This window comes from Micromonospora sp. NPDC047557, assembly GCF_043205095.1.
Taxonomy (GTDB): domain Bacteria; phylum Actinomycetota; class Actinomycetes; order Mycobacteriales; family Micromonosporaceae; genus Micromonospora.
In genome coordinates this window covers 74,418-93,167 of the sequence record NZ_JBIDDK010000002.1, presented here as the reverse complement: position 1 = coordinate 93,167, position 18,750 = coordinate 74,418, and the positions used below count along the sequence as shown (strand labels likewise).

Sequence of the window (18,750 nt, the reverse complement as noted above, 5' to 3'; positions counted from 1 at the left end):
GCGGGGCGGCGGCAAACCTTTGGTGGCCCGGGTTGTGCGGGGGGGGGCGGGGGGGGGGGGCGGGCGGCCCCCCCCCCCCCCCCCCCCACCGCCGCGTGCGACATCTCCGCCCACCGGGTCAGCCTGATTCGGTCGACGGACCGGGCGACCGCACCCCGACCGCTATGTTCGGTTTAATCCGGATATAGCCGTTACGGGAGTGAGCCCATGTCGCACCACCTTGACACCCCCCTCGCCGCCCAGGGCGGCCAGCTCTACATCGACGACCTGTACGTCTTCAACGGCGACCGCACCACCGTGTTCGTCATGGACGTCAACAGCTCGGTGACCAAGGCCGACATCAAGCGCGGCTTCCACGCCGAGGCCCGCTACGAGTTCAAGATTCACTTCAACGGCTCGGACATGGAGGAGCTGGCCTACCGATTCGCCTTCGGCGAGCCGGACGGCAACGGCACGCAGACTCTGGAGCTGTACGAACTCACCGGCGCGGACGCCCGCGACGACGCCGCCATGGGAACCCCCATCGCCCAGGGCAGGACCGGCGAGGTGACGACCGGGCAGCGCGTGCGGATCTGGGCGGGCCGGATCACCGACCCGTTCTACGTCGACCTCGACGAGCTCGCCACGATCAACGGAGCGGTCAAGAACGGCGCGCGAGTGGACCGCTCGGCGTGGCGGGTCGACCAGGCCAAGAACAGCTTCGCCGGCACCACCGTCGAGTCGATCGTCCTGGAGGTCTCGCACGATGAGCCGCTGCTGCGCGAGGGCACCGAGATCGGCGTCTGGTGTCGGACCCTGCTGGCCACCGACGCGGGCGGGTGGCGGCAGATCAACCGCGCGGGCCACCCCATGATGTGGCCCATCTTCTGGCCGCACGACACCGACTTCTCAGACCCGGCGAACTTCCGGCACCCCAGCCAGGACCTGCCCGAGGATGGGAAGGAGATCGCCACCGCGGTCGCCGGGGTCGTCGCGGCGAACGGCACCGCACCGGACCCGCAGGCGTACGGCTGGAGCGTCGCCCGACAGCTCTACCCGGACGTGCTCTCGTACACCGTCGGCACGGCCGCGAACTACGGCTTCGCGGTCCGCAACGGCCGCACCATGGCCGACAACGCGCCCGAGGTGATGTTCTCCCTGGTCCTCAACACCGGCACCACCTCGGGCCTCACACCCGATGTCACGAAGGCCGCCCGCGCCGACGCGTTCCCGTACGTGGTGCCGGCCTGACCCGCATCCCATGGGCGATTCACGACGACGCGCAACAGCGGACCGACCTCCTCGGTCACGCCGAAGAGGTCGGTCCGCAGACGGTGCGGCGGTCAGCCCGCGATGTCCCGTGGGTCGCGGCTGCGCGGGTAGGTGTTCTTCTCCCCGATCGTGCCGTCCTGCTTCTTGATCACGTGCTCGACGCCCCGGTCGGCTGCCATCTCGCGCCCCTGCGCCTGCGCGTCGGCCTTGGAGTCGTGCGTGCTGCTGGCCCGATCGTTGCCCTCCGGACGGTTCTTCCACTGCCCGTCTTCCTGGTACGTGTCGACGTCACCCTTGGCCATCGCCGGCTCCTTCCCTGCGTCTGAACTGTCACCAGTTCAGTGCCCCGAGCCGTGGTGGACAAACCCGTAGTCCTCAGGAGACGGCCGGGCAGTTCTCGCTCACCCGCCGAAGTATCTGTTCGCGTTCGTCGGTGGTGATGCCCGACGGCGTACCGCCGAAATGGGTCTCGACCTTGTCCCAGCCGCGTCGCTGCTCGTAGTGCAGGTGCGGAGCGCCGGAGTCGCCGGTGCTGCCGAGCCGCCCGATCTGCTCACCCTGGGCGACCTTCTGACCGACCTCGACCAGCGGCGGTTCGAGCAGGTGCAGGTACTGCGTCTCCCACTTGCCACCGTGATCGATCTTCACCCAGTAGCCGCCGCCGCGACCGCGCGGGCCTTGCGGATTCTCCGGCGTACGCCCACCCAGCGAACCGTTGATGCCCGCCACGGTGACCGTGCCGCCGTAGGACGCGAGCACCGGACGCCCCCACGCCTCGCCCTCGATGGGGAACAGGTCGACGTCGAAGTCGTCGTGACCGGGGTAGGTGCTGAGCTGCCACGTCTCACCGCAGGCGACCGGCATCTGAAAGAGCGGACGGGGACCGGCCGGCCGCAGCAACGGCACGACCACCACGGCGACGCCGGCCATGGCCGCCGCCACGACGAGGGCGAGAAGGACGGGGATCAGCCGGCGGCGGGTGCGGCGGTGGCTGCGGGCTCCGATGGGTCGGCCGGTCGTCACCGGCCCGAGCATGGCAGACGCCGGCAACGCCGCGATCGTGGGTCGCGCTCACACCCCGGTGACATTGCAGTTGCATCGTAAAGGGCCTACGGTGGTTGCAATGCACTCGCATTGCAACTGGGGGGCGGCATGTCCGTTATCGCGTTGTCCGAGGTGACCGCCGAGATGGTCGACCTGGTCGGTGGCAAGGCAGCCGGGCTGGGCGAGTTGATCCGGCGCGGCGAACGCATCCCCGCGGGTTTCTGCGTCACCGCCGAGGCCCACCGGCGCGGTGTCGTCCCGGAGGCGGAGATCATCGCCGCGTACGAAGGACTCGGGGCCGGCCCGGTGGCGGTGCGCTCCAGCGCCACCGCCGAGGACCTGCCGGACGCCAGCTTCGCGGGTCAGCAGGACACCATCCTCAACGTCACGGGCGGCGCCGAGTTGATCGCCGCGATCGGCCGGTGCTGGGAATCGCTGCACAGCGACCGGGCGACCGCCTACCGCGAGGCCCGCCACATCGAGCACCGCGAGGTGCGGATGGCGGTCATCGTGCAGCGCATGGTCACGCCCACGGCGGCAGGGGTGCTCTTCACCGCCAATCCGCTGACGGGCTGCCGCAACGAGATGGCGGTCGACGCCGCGCCGGGTCTCGGCACCACCGTCGTGGACGGCGCGACGGCCGTCGACCACTACGTCCTCGACGGCGTCGCGCGGGACGACACAGGGTGCCTGACCGCCGCGCACCTGGAGCGACTGCGGGCCACCGGTGAACGGTTGCAGGACCACTTCGGCTGCCCGCAGGACGTGGAGTGGGCGATCGACGCGGACGACGTGCTGTGGGTGCTGCAGTCGCGCCCGATCACCAGCCTGTTCCCCCTGCCACCGGCCACCGGCAAGCCCCTCCCCCGCGTCTATCTGGAGTTCGGCCACGTCCAGGGCATGCTGCGACCGGTCACCCCGATGGGCATGGCGACCCTGCGGGCGCAGATCACCGCGATGCTCGCGGCGCTCGGCGTCCGGGTGGAGATCGTCGACATCGGCGGCCGCCTCTACGGCGACCTGACCGACCTGGCCACGAGCCGGTCGTCCCGCCGGCGGCTGGTCAAGCTCATGGCTGTCGACTTCGGCCCCCGGGCACAGGCGGTGATGCAGCACGTCCTGGCGGATCCGCGATTCGCCCCGACCAGCGGCGGCACCGGACGCGGTGCGGGACAGGGTGCGGCGTCGCTGCGGACGGCCGGCCGCGCGGTGGTGGGGATCGTACGCGCGCTGGCGCGCCCGGACGCCGCACGGATCCGGCTGTTCGAGGCGATCGAGCAGCTCAGAGTCCGGTCGGTCGCCACCGACGACCTGCGGACCGCGGCCGACCGGCTGCGCTTGCTCGAAGCGCGCGACGACAGGGACGACAGCGACGCCATCATGTGGCCGATCGTCGCCGGGATGCTCGCCGCCGCGGTGCCGGCCACGCTGCTCAAGGGTGTCGCCGACCCGGACGAGATCCACGCCGTGCTCGGCGGGATGCCGCACAACGTCACCATCGAGATGGACCTGGCGCTGTGGCGACTCGCCCAGGGCGTGGGCGAGCACCGGCGACTCCTGCTCGACACCCCACCGGACGAGCTGGCCGCCCGCCACCTGGATGGAACGCTGCCCGACATCGGCATGGCCGACTTTCTGGACGCGTACGGCCACCGCGGTGTCGCCGAGGTCGACGTCGGCGTGCCGCGCTGGGCCGAAGACCCCACACCGGTCTTCGCCGCGCTCGCCAACTACCTGCGTGTCACCGATCCGGGGCAGGGCCCCGACCAGCGCTTCCACCGTGCCGCGGCGGCGGCGGAGACGGCGCTGGGAGAGCTGGTCACGCGGGCCCGCCGGCGGCGGCCGGTGCGTGGCCGAGTCGCCGGGTTCCTGCTGCGCCGGGCCCGTTCGCTGGCCGGCCTGCGCGAGGCCGGCAAGTTCGCCGGGTTGTACCCGCTGCGGGAGAGACGCCGACAACTGCTGCTGATCGGGGCGGACCTGACCGACGCCGGGCTGCTGGACCAGCCGGACGACATCATGTTCCTGACCCTCGACGAGGTGCACACCGCCGTACACCAGGAAGTTGATCACCGCGGCGTCGTCGCGTCCCGGCGGGCCGTGCACCGCCGGGAGCTGCGTCGCCGGTCGGTGCCGGTGGCGTTGCTGTCCGACGGCACCGACGTCGAGACCGTCCTGCCGGCGGCGTCCACCCTGGACGGGACGCTCGTCGGCGTGGGGGCGTCCGCCGGTCGGGTCACCGGCCCGGCCCGGGTCGTCAGCGACCCGGCCACCGCCCACGTCGAGCCCGGCGACGTCCTGGTCGCCGCGACCACGGACCCCGGTTGGACCCCGCTGTTCCTCACCGCCGCGGCGCTGGTCACCGAGACCGGCGCGATCATGGCGCACGGCCCCACGGTGGCCCGGGAGTACGGCATTCCCGCCGTCATCTGCGTGCCGGACGCCACCCGGACGATCTCCACGGGGCAGCTCGTCACCGTCGACGGCGGCGCCGGCGTCGTGACCGTCCACTGACCACCACCTGAACCCCGAGGACGACGAGATGACCGACACGAGGACGCCGACCAGGGCGAGACTGGGACCGCTGTTGCGCCGGGCGGCCGTGGCCGAGGCCACGATGTGGCGCAGCCTCTACGTGTGGGCGCGGCGTCGTCCGCTGCCGTTGGAGCCCGGCGACGAGCCGTTCGGCTACCTCGGCGTGGTCAAGCCGATCCTCGGCATCTTCATCGCCCTGTCGGTCGTCGAGATCCCGATCTTCGACCTGATCGTCACCCACGTGGTGCCGTGGCGGCCGGCCCGCTGGATCGTGCTCGGCCTGGGCATCTGGGGCGTGCTCTGGATGGTCGGCCTCTGGGCCAGCATGACCATTCATCCACACGTCGTCGGTGACACCGGTCTGCGGGTGCGGGTCAACTCGGGCATCGACATCTGGATCCCCTGGGCAGACGTCGCGGCGCTGCGCAAACGCCACCGCTCACTGCCGTCGGGCAGGTCCGTCCAGGTCGACCAGGAGGGTGACCGGCGCGTCCTGCACCTCTCGGTCGGCAGTCAGACGAGCATCGACGTCCTGCTGCGCCGGCCGACGACCGTCGACCTGCCCACGGGCCGGTCCGCGCCGATGGACGAGTTGCGGCTGTACGCGGACGACCCCGACGGTCTGCTGCGCAGCGCCCGGGGCACCCCCGCGCCGGAGGCTGACCGCCGCACGGCGGCGGCTCCCGGCCACCCACTGTGAAACGATCGAGGTCATGCCCAAGAAGGTCGATCACCAGCAGCGACGCACCCTCATCGCGGACGCGTTGATGCGGGTCGCCGCGGCCCAGGGCCTGGAGGCGGTCAGCCTGCGCCACGTGGCCACCGAGGCGGGCGTGTCCGCCGGAATGGTCCAGCACTACTTCCGCACCAAGGACGAGATGATGGCGTTCGCGTTGAGCGTGGTCCGCGAACGCAGTCAGATCCGGGTCACCGAGGCGGTGGCGGGCCTCGGCGAGAATCCCTCCCCCCGGCTGCTGCTGCGCACGATGATCGTCGCGCTCCTGCCGCTCGACGAGCACACCCGCGACGACGGTCGGGTGGCGCTCGCGTTCCTCGCGTACACGGCGGTACGACCGTCGGCCGCGCCCAGCCTGCGCGACGACACGGCGCAGCTCACCGCGTTCATCGCCAGCGTCCTGCCCACCGACGACGCGGCCGCGGCGACCGGGCTGCTGGCGCTGATGGAAGGGCTGGGCCTCTACCTGCTGGGTGGGCAGTACACCGCCGAGCAGGCGCTGGACGCCCTGGACGCCCACCTGGACCTGCTCTTCGGCACACCGGCGACCACCTGAGCGTGCCTCCTCCAGGATTGCGCCATCTGGACGGCCCTGGCACTGTGCGGGACATCGGTACCGGAAGGGGCGAGCACGGATGCTGACTCTGCACAGGGTGGCGGTTGGCTACGGCGACACGCCGGCGGTCCTGCGGGAAGTGTCGGTCACGGTCCGTCCGGGTCGGGTGCTGGCGTTGACCGGTTCGTCGGGTGCCGGCAAGACCACCCTGCTCAACGCGATGGCCGGGCTGCTGCCCCCGCGAGAGGGCACGGTGACTGTGGACGGGCAGGCGCTCCGCGACCGTGATCACGGGGTCGAGCACCGGATCGTCCTCGTCCCGCAGGACAACGGTCTGGCCCCGATCCTGACCGCGACCGAGAACCTGCAGGTCGCCCTGGTTGCCAGTGGGGTGCCAGCGGTGGAGGCCCGGCAGCAGACCACCGCGATGTTGGATCGGCTGGGCCTCTCCGGCCAGGCCGACCAGTTGGTCGAGGAGCTGTCCGGCGGCCAACAGCAACGTACGGCCATCGCTCGCGGTCTGGCGCTGCGCGGCGGCGTGCTGCTGGCCGACGAGGTGACCAGCGAGCTGGACGCGGGCAATCGGCAGCGGGTTCTGGACCTGCTGCACGACGAGGCGCGCCGGGGTGTTGCGGTCGTGTTCGCCACCCACGACCCGGAGGTTGCCGCGGCCTGCGAGGCGGAGCTTCACCTCGTCGAGGGCCGGGCGGAGATCGTCCGCAATTGAGGGACGTTCGGTAACCGGCAGGTCTCGGTCCACCCGCAGGGGACGTTGAGCGTCGAGCTTCGCCGATACCATCACCGTCAATGCTGACCATCATCTGGGCAGCGCTCGCGGCCCGCCGGGCGCAGGCCATGGCCGTGCTCGTGCTCGCGTTGCTCGCCAGTGCCGCCGCCGCAGCCGCACCGAGTTACGTCGCCGCCGCCGGGCAGGCCCTGTGGCGTCACGAACTGTCCACCGCGCAGCCGAACGAGCTCCGGGTGCGACTCGCCGAGCCCGTGGAATATCCGGGGATGCCCGGCGATCCCAACAGCACGCTGTTCGCGGGCGAGGTCCGGGAGTTGACGCCGGCTGGTTTCGACGTCGTCCTGGGCGCCCAGAGTGGCGGTGTCGCCGCCGGCCGTGCCGGCACGGCGACCTCGAATCTGGTCTATCGAGCGGGGGTCTGCGAACGGGTCACCGTGACCGGCGCTTGCCCTCGGGCCACCTCGAGGGGTCAGCTCCCCGAGGTCATGGTCAGCACGCACACCTCGGCGCGGCTCGGTGTCGCCGTCGGGGATCAGTTCACGTTCGGCGCGGTGCCGGTGCGGGTGGCCGGCGTCTACCGACCGCTGGACGTGAAGGATCCGTTCTGGCTGGGCGAGGAGTTCATTCGGCCACCCGCTGCGGACTCGGCCAGCGGGTCGATCCCAGGCAGCGCCGAGGACGCCATCTTCAGCGCCGAGTCCGCACCCCTCGTCGACGATCAGGCGATCCTGTTCCGATCGACGGCTGATCTCTACGCCACCGAGCGGTTGTTGGACGGCCGATCGGTGGCAGACCTGCAGGCCGCGCTCGCGGTGCTCAAACGCGACGGGGGCCGTGCGGGTTACGGGGCCGGCACCAGCCTGCCCGGTCTGTTGGATCGCGTCACCCTGCAACGCGGGCAACTGGCCGACGGCGTGGCGCTGGGCGCGGCGCTACTCGTCCTGCTCTGCTGGCTGGTCCTCTTCGTCGCCGTCGGTTCGGCGGCGGACCAGCGGCGCCCGGAGCAGGGCCTGCTCCTGCTCCGTGGCGTACAGCGCCGACGCCTGTGGGCACTGGCGATCGGCGAGCACGCCGTGCCCGTCCTGGTCGCGATTCCCCTCGGCTGTCTGGCCGGTCTGGGCGCTGCCACACTGCTCGCCGCGCATACCCTCCCGACGCACGTCGACGTCGCGGTGGACGCGACCACGATCGGATTCGCCACCATCGGCGCCGTCGGCGCGCTCGCCGCGGTGCTGCTGGCCCAGGCTCGGATGATGTCCGCGCCGGTCGTCGACCTGCTGCGCCGGGTGCCGGCACGGGTACGAGGGTGGCGGGCGACCATCGGCGACGTCGTCGCGGTGTCCATCGCCGTGGCTGCCGTGGTCCAGTTGCGCTCCGGCGGATCGCCCAGTGGCCTGGCGCTGGTGGCGCCGGTCGCCGGAGCGCTCGCCGCAGCTGTACTGCTGGCGCGGGTCGCGATGATCGCCGGCGCCGCGATGGGTGCGGCGCTGCTCGCGCGCGGCCGGACAGCGGTCGGCCTCGCCCTGGTGCAGGTGGCCCGGCAACCACGGTTCCGCCCGCTGATCGCCCTGCTGACCGTGGTCGTCGCCATGCTCGCTTTCACCGTCGCGACGAGTGAGGTCGCTTCGGCCGCCTACCGCGATCGGGCGGTCGTCGAGGTCGGCGCGCCGCGCGTCGTCGAGGTCGACGCGACGTCGCGTTCACACCTGTTGACCGCCGTGCGGGCGTTGGATCCCGAGGGCAGATTCGCGATGGCCGCGGTGGTGTCGGGTGTCCCCGACGCAGCCGGCACACCGCTGTTGGCCGTGGACTCGGACCGGCTCGCGACGGTGGCCGCGCCGCATCCGTCCTACGGCGCGTCCTTGGCGGACATCGCCCGAGACATCCACCCAGCCGCGCCGGGGAGACCCGTGCGGTTGCGGGGTAGCCAGCTCATCATGGCGCTCTCCGCCGACTTCAACGCCGAGGTCTTCGCCGGAAATCGGGTCCGCCTCGCGATCACGATCTCCGGGAGGAACGGCACCCGGGTGGTCCTCGCCCGCGACGACATCAAGCCCGGCCGGAGGGATTACGACCTCCAGGTGCCCGAGTGCGCGCAGGAATGTCGGCTGGTCAAGATCGAAATCGAAGCTCCCGTGGTGTCCGGGCAGCTCAAGGTCCAGTTCGAGGAATTGCGTGCCGCCGACGGCGACGGCCAGGGCGAGACGGTCGTGCTGACCGGCGCGCAGCTCGCCGATCCGCAACGGTGGCGGCTGCTCGATCCGGTTGACACGTTCCTCGGCGCCGCGAGTGGGCCGAAGGCGGCGCTGGCCCTCGAGATCGCGGAGAACCGGCGGTCGAAGCCGGCCGGCGTCGGTGTCGTCGATGCGCCGTTCCCGCTGCCCGTCTACCTGACCCGGTCGAAGGGAACGGCGGTCGGCGGCTCACACCCGTACGACGGTGTCGACGGGACACCGACCAACGGTTCGGTTCGAGGTCTGGTCGACCGCCTGCCGCGGCTCGGTGGGTCCGGGCTCATCGTCGACCTGGAGTACGCGGACCGACTCGCCGTCGCCAGCCAGAACGGCAACGAGGAGGTCTGGCTGGCGCGGTCGGCTCCCGCGGACATCCTCGACCGGCTTCGCGCACAGGGACTGGCCGTGCGGAGTGACCGGACGATCACCCAGGTACGGGAGGGTTTCGATCGGCAGGGGGCGGCGTTGGCGCTGCGTTTCAACGTGTTCGCTGCGCTGGCCGGGGTGCTGATCGGGGCGGCCGGCATGGTGGCGACGGCCTCCGCCGAGCAACGCGCCCGGGTGGCCATGCTGGTGGCGCTCCGTGGGCAAGGGCTGCCACCACGTGCCGTGCGTGGCGGTTACGGGTGGCCGGTCGTGTTCGCGGTGGGGTCGGGTGCACTCGTCACCCTGGTGATCTGGCTCCTCACCCGGGGCGGGCAGCGTCTGTTCAGTGACGGCCGCTCACCGGTCCCGATACCCGACTGGCCGGACGTCGGCCGGCTGCTGTTGTTCGCGGTGCCAGCCGTCATTCTGTTCGCCCTCACGGCGGTCGTGCTCGGCCGGACCGTCGCCGCCTCGGTGCGCCTCCGGAGCGGTCGATGATTGCCGCGCGGCAGGACGCGCCGGAGACCCCCGCAGAGCCGGCCGGGGGTGTGGCCGTCACCTGCCACCGGCTGATCCACATCTACCCCACTGCCACCGGTGACGTCGTCGCCCTCTCCGGCGTGGACCTGAACATCGCGGCCGGCGAGATGCTGGCGCTGGTGGGTCCGTCCGGCTCCGGCAAGTCCACGCTGGTGGCGATTCTCGGTGGGCTCATGCAACCGTCCGCCGGACGGGTCTACGTGGGCGACCACGAGCTGTCCCGGCTCTCGGCCAAGGGCCTGGCCGCCCTGCGCGGGGCCACGGTCGGCACGGTGCTCCAGGGCGCCGAACGCAACCTGCTGCCGTACCTGTCGCTGTCGGACAACATCTGGTTGGCGCAGCGACCCGCGGCACGCCTGGCCGGACGCCGGCTCGACCCACCGGAGGCGATCCTGGAACTGGTCGGTCTCGGCGGCGCCGGCGCGCGGCGGGTGAGCGACCTGACCCCGGGGCAGCGCCAGCGGGCCGCTCTGGCGCAGGGGCTCGCCGCCGGGCCCGGCCTGCTCCTGGTCGACGAGCCCACGAGTCAGCTCGACCAGGCCGGTCGCGACGACGTGCTCGCGGCGCTGGCCACTGTCAACGCGCAGCGGGGCACCACAGTGGTCGTGGTGACCCACGACGGCGAGGTGGGTGCCCGGCTCGGCCGAGCGGTCACCATCCGCGACGGCCGGGTAGGCGCCGAGGGGCGTGACGGCCGGGACTTCGCCGTGGTGGCCGGTGACGGCACGATCCAGTTGCCGCCGGAGATATGGGCGGCCTTCCCGGCCGGAACGTTGTTCGAGGTCGAGCACACCGACCAGTCGATCACTCTACGCGCGGTGGCCACCCCGTCGTCCCTCGACGGAGACGACGGGGTGGTCAGCGCCGGCGGCGAGCCCGACCACGCCCTCTGAACGGAGCGTGCCGGCTCAGCCCACCCGAGCAGCGGCCCGCGCCTTGCGCTGGCGCAGCTCGTCGGCGGTCATCAGCCAGGTGGAGTTCGTCGCCCCGAGACCGAGGAGCACCTGGTCGAAGCCGTTGCCGTCGTTGTCGTCGGTGTAGCAGAGGCTCACCTCGCCCCACGGGGACGCGGCGATCGCCAGGTGTTCCTGCCGACCCGTCGTGGTCTGGCTCAAGGCCCGGGCCGCCAGCCGACCGGTGGTGCTGCCGTCCGGGTTGAGGCCGCGCGCCCAGACGTCCGGATTGGCACCGGAGACCGTCCAGCCCACCACGACGTTGTCCTCGTCGTCGATGCCGACCCCGCGCGCGACGGCCCCGGTCCCGGTGGACACCTGGACCTCGCCGTGGCGGGCGGCGCCGGCAGCGGTGAACGAGCGCGCCCAGACGCCCCGGGTGCCGGTGTGGTCCGACTCCCAGCCGACGGTGAAGTCACCGGCGAACGTCGCCGCGACCGACGCCCGCTGCTGCTGCCCGCCGCTCTGCGCGTTGGCCGTGCGCCGGGACAGCACCACCGCGCCGTTCGACCGGGCCAGCCGGGTCAACCCGATGTTGTACGAGCCGTTGGCGTCGGCGTCCTCGTCCCACACCACCAGCGCCTCGCCGGAGGCGGACACCGCCACGTCGGGGCGGTGGTGCGAGCCGGTCGTCTGCGAGGCCGTCACCTCGTACGCCTTGGCGGTGGCGGCGGTGTAGCCGGCGGCCTTGACGGTGGCCGGAGCGGTCCCCTGCACGTCCTCCCAGACGACGGTGAAGCCGACGCCGGCGGTGGCGGGCGCGCCGTCGGGGTCGACCGCCACCTTCGGCCAGATCTGCTGCCCGGCGTCGCTGGCGTTGGCCTGCCCCGAGCCGAGGATCGCGCCGGCCGGTGACACCACCCGGTACTGGATGTTGTAGACGCCGTTGCCGTCGCCGTCGGCGGCCCAGACGACAACCGTGTTGCCCCGATCGTCGATACCGACGTCCGGGCTGATGTGCCGCCAGGCGGCTCCACTGGTGCCACCGGTGGAGAGCTTCAGCTCGTAGCCGGGTGTGCCGTCGCGGAACAGGCGCAGGTAGATCTCGCTGTGGGTGTCGTCCTCGGGGGCGGTGCTGTCCCGGTCGTCCTCCCAGGCCACCGCGACCTGACCGTTGCGGTTCATGGCGATGGCGGGCAGATCCTGGTCGCCGGTCGCCACGCTGTTGGCGGTGGTCCAGGTGATCGCCTCGGCGGTCATGGCGGTCGGGGCGGGCGCCACGACGGTCGGGGCCAGCAGGGACGCGGCGAGCAGTGTCGTGAGTGCGGTCATGGGGTACTCCTTCTACCCGGCCTGCAGGCCGGGCTGGCCGTCGAGGATGACGAACGAGCGCACCGTCGACGCGGGCGCGTCGTGCTCGGTCACCGTGTTGACCGCCCGGAAGTCCGCGCGGACCTGGCTGCGACCGATCGTGGTACGGACGTAGCCGCGCCGGTCGGAGTAGAACCTGAGGTGCGGGTTGGTGGCCGCGTTCGGGATGGTGGTGCTGCCGGTGCCGTTGCCGGTCGAGGTGATCGAGGTGCAGACCAGCTCGGTGCCGATCGTGGCGGACGACGGGTTGGCGTAGTCGGCCTTCAGCTCGTTGGCCCAGGACTTGTGCACGTCCCCGGTGAGCACGAGCGGGTTGCGCACCCCACGCTGCTGCCAGCCGGTCTGGATGCGGCTGCGCGAGGCCCGGTAGCCGTCCCAGGCGTCCATGTTCGCCGCCCCGCTCGCGTCGTACTGGCGGGCGAAGAACACCTGCTGACCGAGGATGTCCCAGGTGCCGTAGTGCTGGGCCAGACCGTCGAGCAGCCACGCCTCCTGGGTCGCTCCGGTCAGCGACCGGGAGGCCAGGTCCGCGTCCGCGCAGGCCTTCCAGCCGTCACCACAGGCCTGGTCGTCGCGGAACTGCCGGGTGTCGAGCATGTGGAAGGTGGCGAGCTGCCCCCACCGGACGCGGCGGTACAGCGGGATGCTGTTGCCGCTCGGCGCGGAGGCCGGCCGCAGCGGCATGTTCTCGTAGTAGGCGCGGTACGCGGCGGTGTGTCGGGCGGTCCACTGGGCCGCGGTCAGCGTCGGGCTGCTGTCGGCGCGGACCATGTTCGCATAGTTGTTCTCCACCTCGTGGTCGTCCGGCACGACCAGCCAGGGCGCGGCCGCGTGCGCCGCCTGCAGGTCGGGGTCGGACTTGTAGAGGGCGTACCGGCGGCGGTAGTCGGCCAGCGACACGATCTCCGCGCCGACGTGCTGGCGCACGGCGGAGGTGTTGACGCCACCCTCGTAGATGTAGTCGCCGAGGTGCAGGATCAGCCCGGGGTTCTCCTCGGCCATCCGCCGGTACGCGGTGTAGTAGCCGGCCTCGTAGTGGGCGCAGGACGCGAAGGCCATGACCAGGTCGCGGCCGAAGGTGCCCGGGGCCGGCGCGGTCCGCGTACGTCCCACCGGGGAGATCTGCCCCTGGGCCCGGAACCGGTAGTAGTAGTCGGAGTCGGCGGCGAGGCCGCCCGCGACGACGTGCACCGAGTGGGCGTCGGCGTAGCGGGCGACCACCGAGCCGGACGCGACAAGCGACGAGAAGCGGTCCGTCGTGGACACCTGCCACTCGACAGTCACGTCGGCGTTGGCCATGCCGCCCTGCCCGTCGGCGTTGAGCGGCGAGGGCGCCAGCCGGGTCCACAGGACCACGCTGTCGGACGCCGGATCACCGGACGCCACACCGAGTTTGAAGGGGTACGGCACCGCGGCGCGGGCACCCTGCCAGGGTGTCACCGCGGCGCCGGCGGCAGCGAGTCCACTGAGGACGAATATGCGACGGCTCAGCCTTGTCATGGTCCATACCTTCGAGGCCGTCGATGAACGGCGAAGGCTGCGGCGCGGAAGCCGACGTGACGGGACGTCGACCGCGGCAAGGCGGTCAGGTGTCCTGGCCGCCGGGATTGGCGGCCGGGCCGTCAGGTCAGCGGCGCCGGCGACTCGGCGCCGGGGATCAGCAGTTTCGGCGTACCGGACCCGTCGGCCGCGACGCTGAAGACGTCGGGCCGACCGTCGCTCTGGCGCAGTGTGTAGGCCAGCGTGGCGTCGTCGAGCCAGGCTGCCTGGTCATCGACGCTTGTGGTCTCCGCCGTCGCGGTGACCCGCCCGGACGCCAGGTCGAGGACCGACAGCCGCCAACCCTTCGTCGGGTCGGCGTCGATCGCCTCCTTGAAGGCGATCCGGGTGCCGTCGGGCGACAGCGACGGGCACTCCACGTTCGTCCGCATCGTCTCGACGGTCCGGGCGGCCACGTCGCCGCGCACGAGGTACCGCTTGCCGCCGGTGGCCATGGTCGCGTAGAAGTGGTTGTCGTCGGCGGTGAAGGTGACACCCCAGTAGTTGACGTCGGGGCTGCGGTAGCCGCGACCATCCCGCGTGATGGCGAACTCCTCCAGCGACGTCACGGTGGCGCCGGTGACGGTGTCGAGGATGCCGGTGCGGGTGGAGAAGCCGCTCGCCGTGTAGGAGTCGCCCCCGACGAACGTCGTCCAGGAGACCATCCGGCCGGAGGCCGAGACCCGGGCCCGGTTGGGCAGGCCGGGCACGCTGAGCGTCCGCTTCTGGCGCAGCGCCGCGTCGAGCACCACGACCTGGTACGACCACGCCGTCTCCGGCCGCAGGCAGACACCGGTGCCGGCGGCCGCGTACACCCGCAGGCATTCCAGACCCGAGACGGTACGCGGCCCGGCGGGATCGGCGGTCGCGACGCTGGAGACGTACCGGTCGGTGATGGCCAGCAGGCGCGGGCCCGGTGCCAGTGTGACCGCCTGGTCCCCGGCGGCGGTCGGCGGCGGGGTCCGGGCCGGCTCGGCGGCGATGGCGGCGTAGCCGGCCGCCACGCTGGCCAACAGCACCGCGCTGGCGGCCACCACGCCGAGCTTCGCCCGGGTCGACATCGCGCTCATGGGGACACCTTCCGGAGACTGGGGCGGAGCGGGGAGGCCAGCAGGAGCACGGTGACGACCAGGACGCCGACGACGGCCACGGCCGCCACCCGGACCGCCGCCTGCGGCCCCCACGCCTGCCAGGCCAGCCCGAACAGGACCGAGGAGACGAGGTACGCCAGCGCCTGCCCGGTCTGGACCAGCGCGATCCCGGTGGTCCGTAGCCGCGACGGCAGCACCGGCCCGGCGAGCGCGATGAGCACGCCGTCGGTGGCCGCGTAGAACGCGCCGTACAGCGCCAGCGTCAACGCCAGCGCCGGCCAGCCGTGCGCCGGCCCGGACAGCAGCAGGTAGGTCGCGCCGAGGGCCACGTAGCCGCCCACCACCACCGGCAACCGCCCGATCCGGTCGGCGAGCACACCGAGGGGTGCGGCGAGCACCAGGTAGGCCAGGCTGGTGCCCACCGCCAGCAGCGGGAACCACCGCAGACCAAGGTCTTCCCGGCGCTGAAGCACCAGGTAGACGAAGCCGTCGCCGATGGTGGCCAGCCCGAGCATCGTCGCGGCCAGCAGCAGCCGACGGGCGGGCCGGCTGCGCAACAGGCCGAACGCCTCGCGGACGGAGACCCGGGGCTCGTCCGGCCCGTCGGCCGGCTCGCCGCTCGGTCGCTCCCGGACGAACAGCACGAGCACGACGACGGCCAGGGCGGCGACGCAGAAGCTGGTGACGAAGACCGCGTCGTACGACTGCCCGACGACCAGCAGGACGGCGAACGCGGCGAGCGGCCCGAGGAACGCGCCGACGCTGTCCATCGCCCGATGCACCCCGAACGCCCGGCCCAGGGCCTCGGGCGGGGTGGAGAGCGTGATGAGCGCGTCGCGGGGCGCGCTGCGCACACCCTTGCCGAGCCGGTCGACGGCGATGACGGCGCCGATCGCGGGCACCGACCGGCCGGCGAGCAGCAGGCCGAGCTTGGCTACGGCAGAGAGCGCGTAGCCGACGCCGGCGACCAGCTTGCGCCGTCGGAACCGGTCGGCGAGGAAGCCGCCGACGACCCGCAGCAGCGCGGTGGCACCCGTGTGGGCCCCGTCGAGCACGCCGAAGGCCACCGGGCTGAGTTGCAGGCCCAGCACCAGGTAGAGCGGCAGGACGGCGGCCACCATCTCGGCCGAGATGTCGGTGATCAGGCTGACCGTGCCGAGCGCGACCACGTTGCCGCTGACCAGCGCGAGCCGTCGGCGTCGTGGCCCGGCGTCGGGCGGCTCGGTCACCGGCCGGGAGACGGACGACAGGTACACGCGCATCTCCTCTGATCGGTGGGCGACGGTCAGCCATCGTGACGATCCGGTCGGGGGCGCCACAAGGGACCGCGAGGGGCGGACAAACATGCGGTGGGTGAACATCGGACGAACATCGAGATGTTTCGCTGCTTGAGGGTACTGTTTACTTGGCGGCAGTCCGCCGGTTCATCGACCTTCCTACATTCCTTGCGCTTTCCACCCGCAACGAAGGGGTCCTGGATGGACATTCGAATCGCCCGCCCACCGGTCACGATCGGGACGGTCGCGGTGCTCGTCGCCGCCACCGCCGCCGTCGTCCTGACCGGCTCGGGCGCGGCCTCCGCGGCGAGCGTGACGTTCACGCCGGTCGCCGACACCTACGTCCAGAGCGACACCGCGTCCACCAACTACGGCACATCCACGCAGATCGTGGTCGACAACTCACCCGCACGGCGGATGTTCCTGCGCTTCACGGTGAGCGGTGTCAGCGGCACGGTGACCAGCGCCAAGCTGCGGCTGCGCACGATCAGCGGCAACAGCGGCAGCGACGCCGGCGGCACGTTCCGGACGATGTCCAACACCACCTGGTCGGAGACCGGCACAACCTGGAGCAACCAGCCGACGATCGACGGGGCCAGCCTCGGGTCGCTCGGCGCGGTCGCCGGCAACACCTGGTACGAGGTCGACGTCACCTCAGCGGTCACCGGCAACGGGACCTTCAGCTTCGGCGCGACCTCGACCAGCGGCGACGGCGCCTACTACGACACGCGGGAGAGTGGCGGCGACGCCCCGCAGCTGGTGGTCACGACCGGCACCACGACACCGCCGTCGGGCGATCCGGTCCTCGTCGGGGCCGGTGACATCGCCACCTCCGGCTCCGGTGACACCGCCACGGCGGCGCTGCTCGACAACATCTCCGGCACCGTCTTCACGACCGGCGACAACGTCTACGACAGCGGCACCCCGTCCCAGTTCGCCAGCTACTACGAACCCACCTGGGGCCGGCACAAGGCGCGCACCCGCCCGTCACCGGGCAACCACGACTACAACACGTCCGGCGCGACCGGCTACTACAACTACTTCGGCTCGACCGCCGGCCCGAGCGGTCGCGGGTACTACTCCTACGACCTCGGCAACTGGCACATCGTGTCGCTGAACTCGAACATCAGCATGTCGGCCGGGTCGACGCAGGAGCAGTGGCTGCGCGCCGACCTGGCGGCCAGCAGCAAGCCGTGCACGCTGGCGTACTGGCACCACCCGCTGTTCACGTCCAGCTCCAACCACGCGCCGTCGACGTCGACCCGCCCGCTGTACCAGGCGCTCTACGACTACAACGCCGACGTCGTGGTCTGGGGCCACAACCACGTGTACGAGCGGTTCGGCCCGATGAACCCCGCCGGCGGCTACGACGCCAGCCGGGGGATGCGCAGCTTCGTCGCCGGGATGGGCGGCGCCGACCACTATGGCTTCGGCACCATCCAGCCCAACAGCGAGGCCCGCAACAGCTCTGCGTTCGGGGTCCTGAAGTTCACCCTGCACTCCGGCAGCTACGACTGGCAGTTCGTGCCGGTCGCCGGGCAGACCTACAACGACAGCGGCACCGGCGCCTGCCACTGACCGCCTGATCCCGCCGCACCGGTAGCGGTGCGGCGGGATCACCCCTCGCAGCGGCGCGCGCGACACCGCAGCACCCGCGGCACCTGCAACACCCGCACCGCCCCCACGCGCTACCCGCGGCCCTGGCCTGGGCGCCCAGACTCGGCGCTTGCGGCAGCCGGCACGGCGCCGCGGCAGGCGGCGCGGCAGGCGGCGCGGCAGGCGGCGCGGCGGCACGCGGCACGGCGCTGCGGCACGCGGCACGGCGCTGCGGCACGCGGCACGGCGCTGCGGCACGCGGCACGGCGCGGCGGCACGCGGCACGGCGCGGCGGCGCTGCGGCAGGCCGCGCCACGGCCGGCGGCCCAGGGTTCCGTGCGGTTCCCTGTAGAGCTGCCCCAGATATGGACCACCCACCCGCCCGGTGCGGAAGTCGTCATGCCGGTCGAGTTCGCGGACCATGTGCAATCGCCAGCAGCACAGACTCCTGCCCCTCGCCAGCGGCACGCACCCGGCCCCTCGCCAACCGCACACCAAGCCGCTGACGAAGGACCACACACCCATCACGACAGCCCGCCAATACAGATCTTGGACAGTTTCCGTTACGAGAGAACGGAAACTGTCCAAGATCTGCGGCATCGACAGCCCGACGACGCCGTCCGTCTCCGGGGCGGCGGGCCGTGCATGGACCGCGAAGGGGCGGCGTGACCGCGCGGCCGTCACCACCAGCACGACCGTCGCCACCGAACGACCATCGCCATTCAGCGCGGCCGTCACCACCAGCACGACCGTCGCCACCGAACGACCATCGCCATTCAGCACGGCCGTCGTCACCAGCACGGCCGTTGCCACCGGCAGGGCCGTCGCCACCGGCAGGGCCGTCGCCACCAGGACGGCCGTCGCCACCCAGCACGGCCATCGCCACCAGGACGGCCGTCGCCACCCAGCACGGCCATCGCCACCAGGACGGCCGTCGCCACCCAGCACGGCCATCGCCACCAGGACGGCCGTCGCC

Annotated in this window: 14 protein-coding genes; 8 read left to right on the top strand and 6 right to left on the bottom strand. The window is 72.1% G+C overall.

The window, feature by feature from the left end:
* The first annotated feature begins 207 nt into the window (after positions 1–207).
* Entirely contained in the window at positions 208–1,230 is a 1,023-nt protein-coding gene (locus ACGGAQ_RS08220; RefSeq protein WP_393045870.1) for a DUF4331 family protein, read from the top strand.
* 92 nt (positions 1,231–1,322) lie between these two features.
* On the opposite strand, the gene ACGGAQ_RS08215 is transcribed toward ACGGAQ_RS08220, so the two are convergent.
* Positions 1,323–1,553 carry a DUF2188 domain-containing protein gene (locus tag ACGGAQ_RS08215; protein ID WP_358111871.1) on the bottom strand — a complete coding sequence of 77 codons (231 nt, stop codon included), beginning with the start codon at positions 1,551–1,553 and terminating at the stop codon, positions 1,323–1,325.
* A gap of 73 nt (positions 1,554–1,626) precedes the next feature.
* Positions 1,627–2,274: a M23 family metallopeptidase gene (locus ACGGAQ_RS08210; protein WP_393045867.1), complete on the bottom strand. Its 648-nt coding sequence runs from the start codon at positions 2,272–2,274 to the stop codon at positions 1,627–1,629.
* Between the two features lie 129 nt (positions 2,275–2,403).
* Between ACGGAQ_RS08210 and ACGGAQ_RS08205 the strand changes: the two genes are divergently transcribed.
* The 6 genes from ACGGAQ_RS08205 (at position 2,404) to ACGGAQ_RS08180 (ending at position 10,900) form a co-directional block, all read left to right on the top strand.
* Positions 2,404–4,806 carry a PEP/pyruvate-binding domain-containing protein gene (locus ACGGAQ_RS08205; RefSeq protein ID WP_393045865.1) on the top strand — a complete coding sequence of 801 codons (2,403 nt, stop codon included), beginning with the start codon at positions 2,404–2,406 and terminating at the stop codon, positions 4,804–4,806.
* Between the two features lie 28 nt (positions 4,807–4,834).
* The gene (locus ACGGAQ_RS08200) at positions 4,835–5,527 is read left to right on the top strand and encodes a hypothetical protein (RefSeq protein WP_393045863.1); all 693 of its coding nucleotides are present in this window, start codon (positions 4,835–4,837) and stop codon (positions 5,525–5,527) included.
* 13 nt (positions 5,528–5,540) lie between these two features.
* Complete coding sequence (locus ACGGAQ_RS08195) at positions 5,541–6,119, top strand: TetR/AcrR family transcriptional regulator (protein WP_393045861.1); 579 nt, start codon at positions 5,541–5,543, stop codon at positions 6,117–6,119.
* A 79-nt stretch (positions 6,120–6,198) separates the two neighbouring features.
* Positions 6,199–6,846 (top strand): ABC transporter ATP-binding protein, encoded by a 648-nt coding sequence (locus ACGGAQ_RS08190; protein ID WP_393045859.1) that lies wholly within the window; start codon positions 6,199–6,201, stop codon positions 6,844–6,846.
* Between the two features lie 80 nt (positions 6,847–6,926).
* The gene (locus tag ACGGAQ_RS08185; RefSeq protein ID WP_393045857.1) at positions 6,927–9,965 is read left to right on the top strand and encodes an FtsX-like permease family protein; all 3,039 of its coding nucleotides are present in this window, start codon (positions 6,927–6,929) and stop codon (positions 9,963–9,965) included.
* Entirely contained in the window at positions 9,962–10,900 is a 939-nt protein-coding gene (locus tag ACGGAQ_RS08180; protein ID WP_393045855.1) for an ABC transporter ATP-binding protein, read from the top strand. The genes ACGGAQ_RS08185 and ACGGAQ_RS08180 overlap by 4 nt, the downstream gene beginning before the upstream one ends.
* A gap of 15 nt (positions 10,901–10,915) precedes the next feature.
* On the opposite strand, the gene ACGGAQ_RS08175 is transcribed toward ACGGAQ_RS08180, so the two are convergent.
* From ACGGAQ_RS08175 to ACGGAQ_RS08160, 4 genes are all read right to left on the bottom strand, one after another.
* Positions 10,916–12,232 carry a hypothetical protein gene (locus ACGGAQ_RS08175; RefSeq protein ID WP_393045853.1) on the bottom strand — a complete coding sequence of 439 codons (1,317 nt, stop codon included), beginning with the start codon at positions 12,230–12,232 and terminating at the stop codon, positions 10,916–10,918.
* A 12-nt stretch (positions 12,233–12,244) separates the two neighbouring features.
* Positions 12,245–13,771 (bottom strand): alkaline phosphatase D family protein, encoded by a 1,527-nt coding sequence (locus ACGGAQ_RS08170; RefSeq protein WP_393045851.1) that lies wholly within the window; start codon positions 13,769–13,771, stop codon positions 12,245–12,247.
* A gap of 122 nt (positions 13,772–13,893) precedes the next feature.
* Complete coding sequence (locus tag ACGGAQ_RS08165) at positions 13,894–14,880, bottom strand: TolB family protein (RefSeq protein ID WP_393045849.1); 987 nt, start codon at positions 14,878–14,880, stop codon at positions 13,894–13,896.
* On the bottom strand, positions 14,877–16,157 hold the full coding sequence (locus ACGGAQ_RS08160) for an MFS transporter (RefSeq protein WP_393045847.1): 1,281 nt from the start codon (positions 16,155–16,157) through the stop codon (positions 14,877–14,879). Before ACGGAQ_RS08160 ends, ACGGAQ_RS08165 begins: the two co-directional genes overlap by 4 nt.
* A gap of 222 nt (positions 16,158–16,379) precedes the next feature.
* On the opposite strand from ACGGAQ_RS08160, the gene ACGGAQ_RS08155 reads away from it, so the two are divergent.
* A complete protein-coding gene (locus ACGGAQ_RS08155) occupies positions 16,380–17,756 on the top strand; it encodes a DNRLRE domain-containing protein (RefSeq protein ID WP_393045845.1) in 1,377 nt (458 codons plus the stop codon).
* Positions 17,757–18,750 lie beyond the last annotated feature (994 nt).

Bases quoted from the DNA above. Each gene is read 5' to 3' on its own strand.
- ACGGAQ_RS08220 (WP_393045870.1), top strand. From the start codon at position 208: ATGTCGCACCACCTTGACACCCCCCTCGCCGCCCAGGGCGGCCAGCTC.
- ACGGAQ_RS08165 (WP_393045849.1), bottom strand. From the start codon at position 14,880: ATGAGCGCGATGTCGACCCGGGCGAAGCTCGGCGTGGTGGCCGCCAGC.
- ACGGAQ_RS08175 (WP_393045853.1), bottom strand. From the start codon at position 12,232: ATGACCGCACTCACGACACTGCTCGCCGCGTCCCTGCTGGCCCCGACC.
- ACGGAQ_RS08155 (WP_393045845.1), top strand. From the start codon at position 16,380: ATGGACATTCGAATCGCCCGCCCACCGGTCACGATCGGGACGGTCGCG.
- ACGGAQ_RS08195 (WP_393045861.1), top strand. From the start codon at position 5,541: ATGCCCAAGAAGGTCGATCACCAGCAGCGACGCACCCTCATCGCGGAC.
- ACGGAQ_RS08170 (WP_393045851.1), bottom strand. From the start codon at position 13,771: ATGACAAGGCTGAGCCGTCGCATATTCGTCCTCAGTGGACTCGCTGCC.
- ACGGAQ_RS08200 (WP_393045863.1), top strand. From the start codon at position 4,835: ATGACCGACACGAGGACGCCGACCAGGGCGAGACTGGGACCGCTGTTG.
- ACGGAQ_RS08185 (WP_393045857.1), top strand. From the start codon at position 6,927: ATGCTGACCATCATCTGGGCAGCGCTCGCGGCCCGCCGGGCGCAGGCC.
- ACGGAQ_RS08205 (WP_393045865.1), top strand. From the start codon at position 2,404: ATGTCCGTTATCGCGTTGTCCGAGGTGACCGCCGAGATGGTCGACCTG.
- ACGGAQ_RS08215 (WP_358111871.1), bottom strand. From the start codon at position 1,553: ATGGCCAAGGGTGACGTCGACACGTACCAGGAAGACGGGCAGTGGAAG.
- ACGGAQ_RS08190 (WP_393045859.1), top strand. From the start codon at position 6,199: ATGCTGACTCTGCACAGGGTGGCGGTTGGCTACGGCGACACGCCGGCG.
- ACGGAQ_RS08180 (WP_393045855.1), top strand. From the start codon at position 9,962: ATGATTGCCGCGCGGCAGGACGCGCCGGAGACCCCCGCAGAGCCGGCC.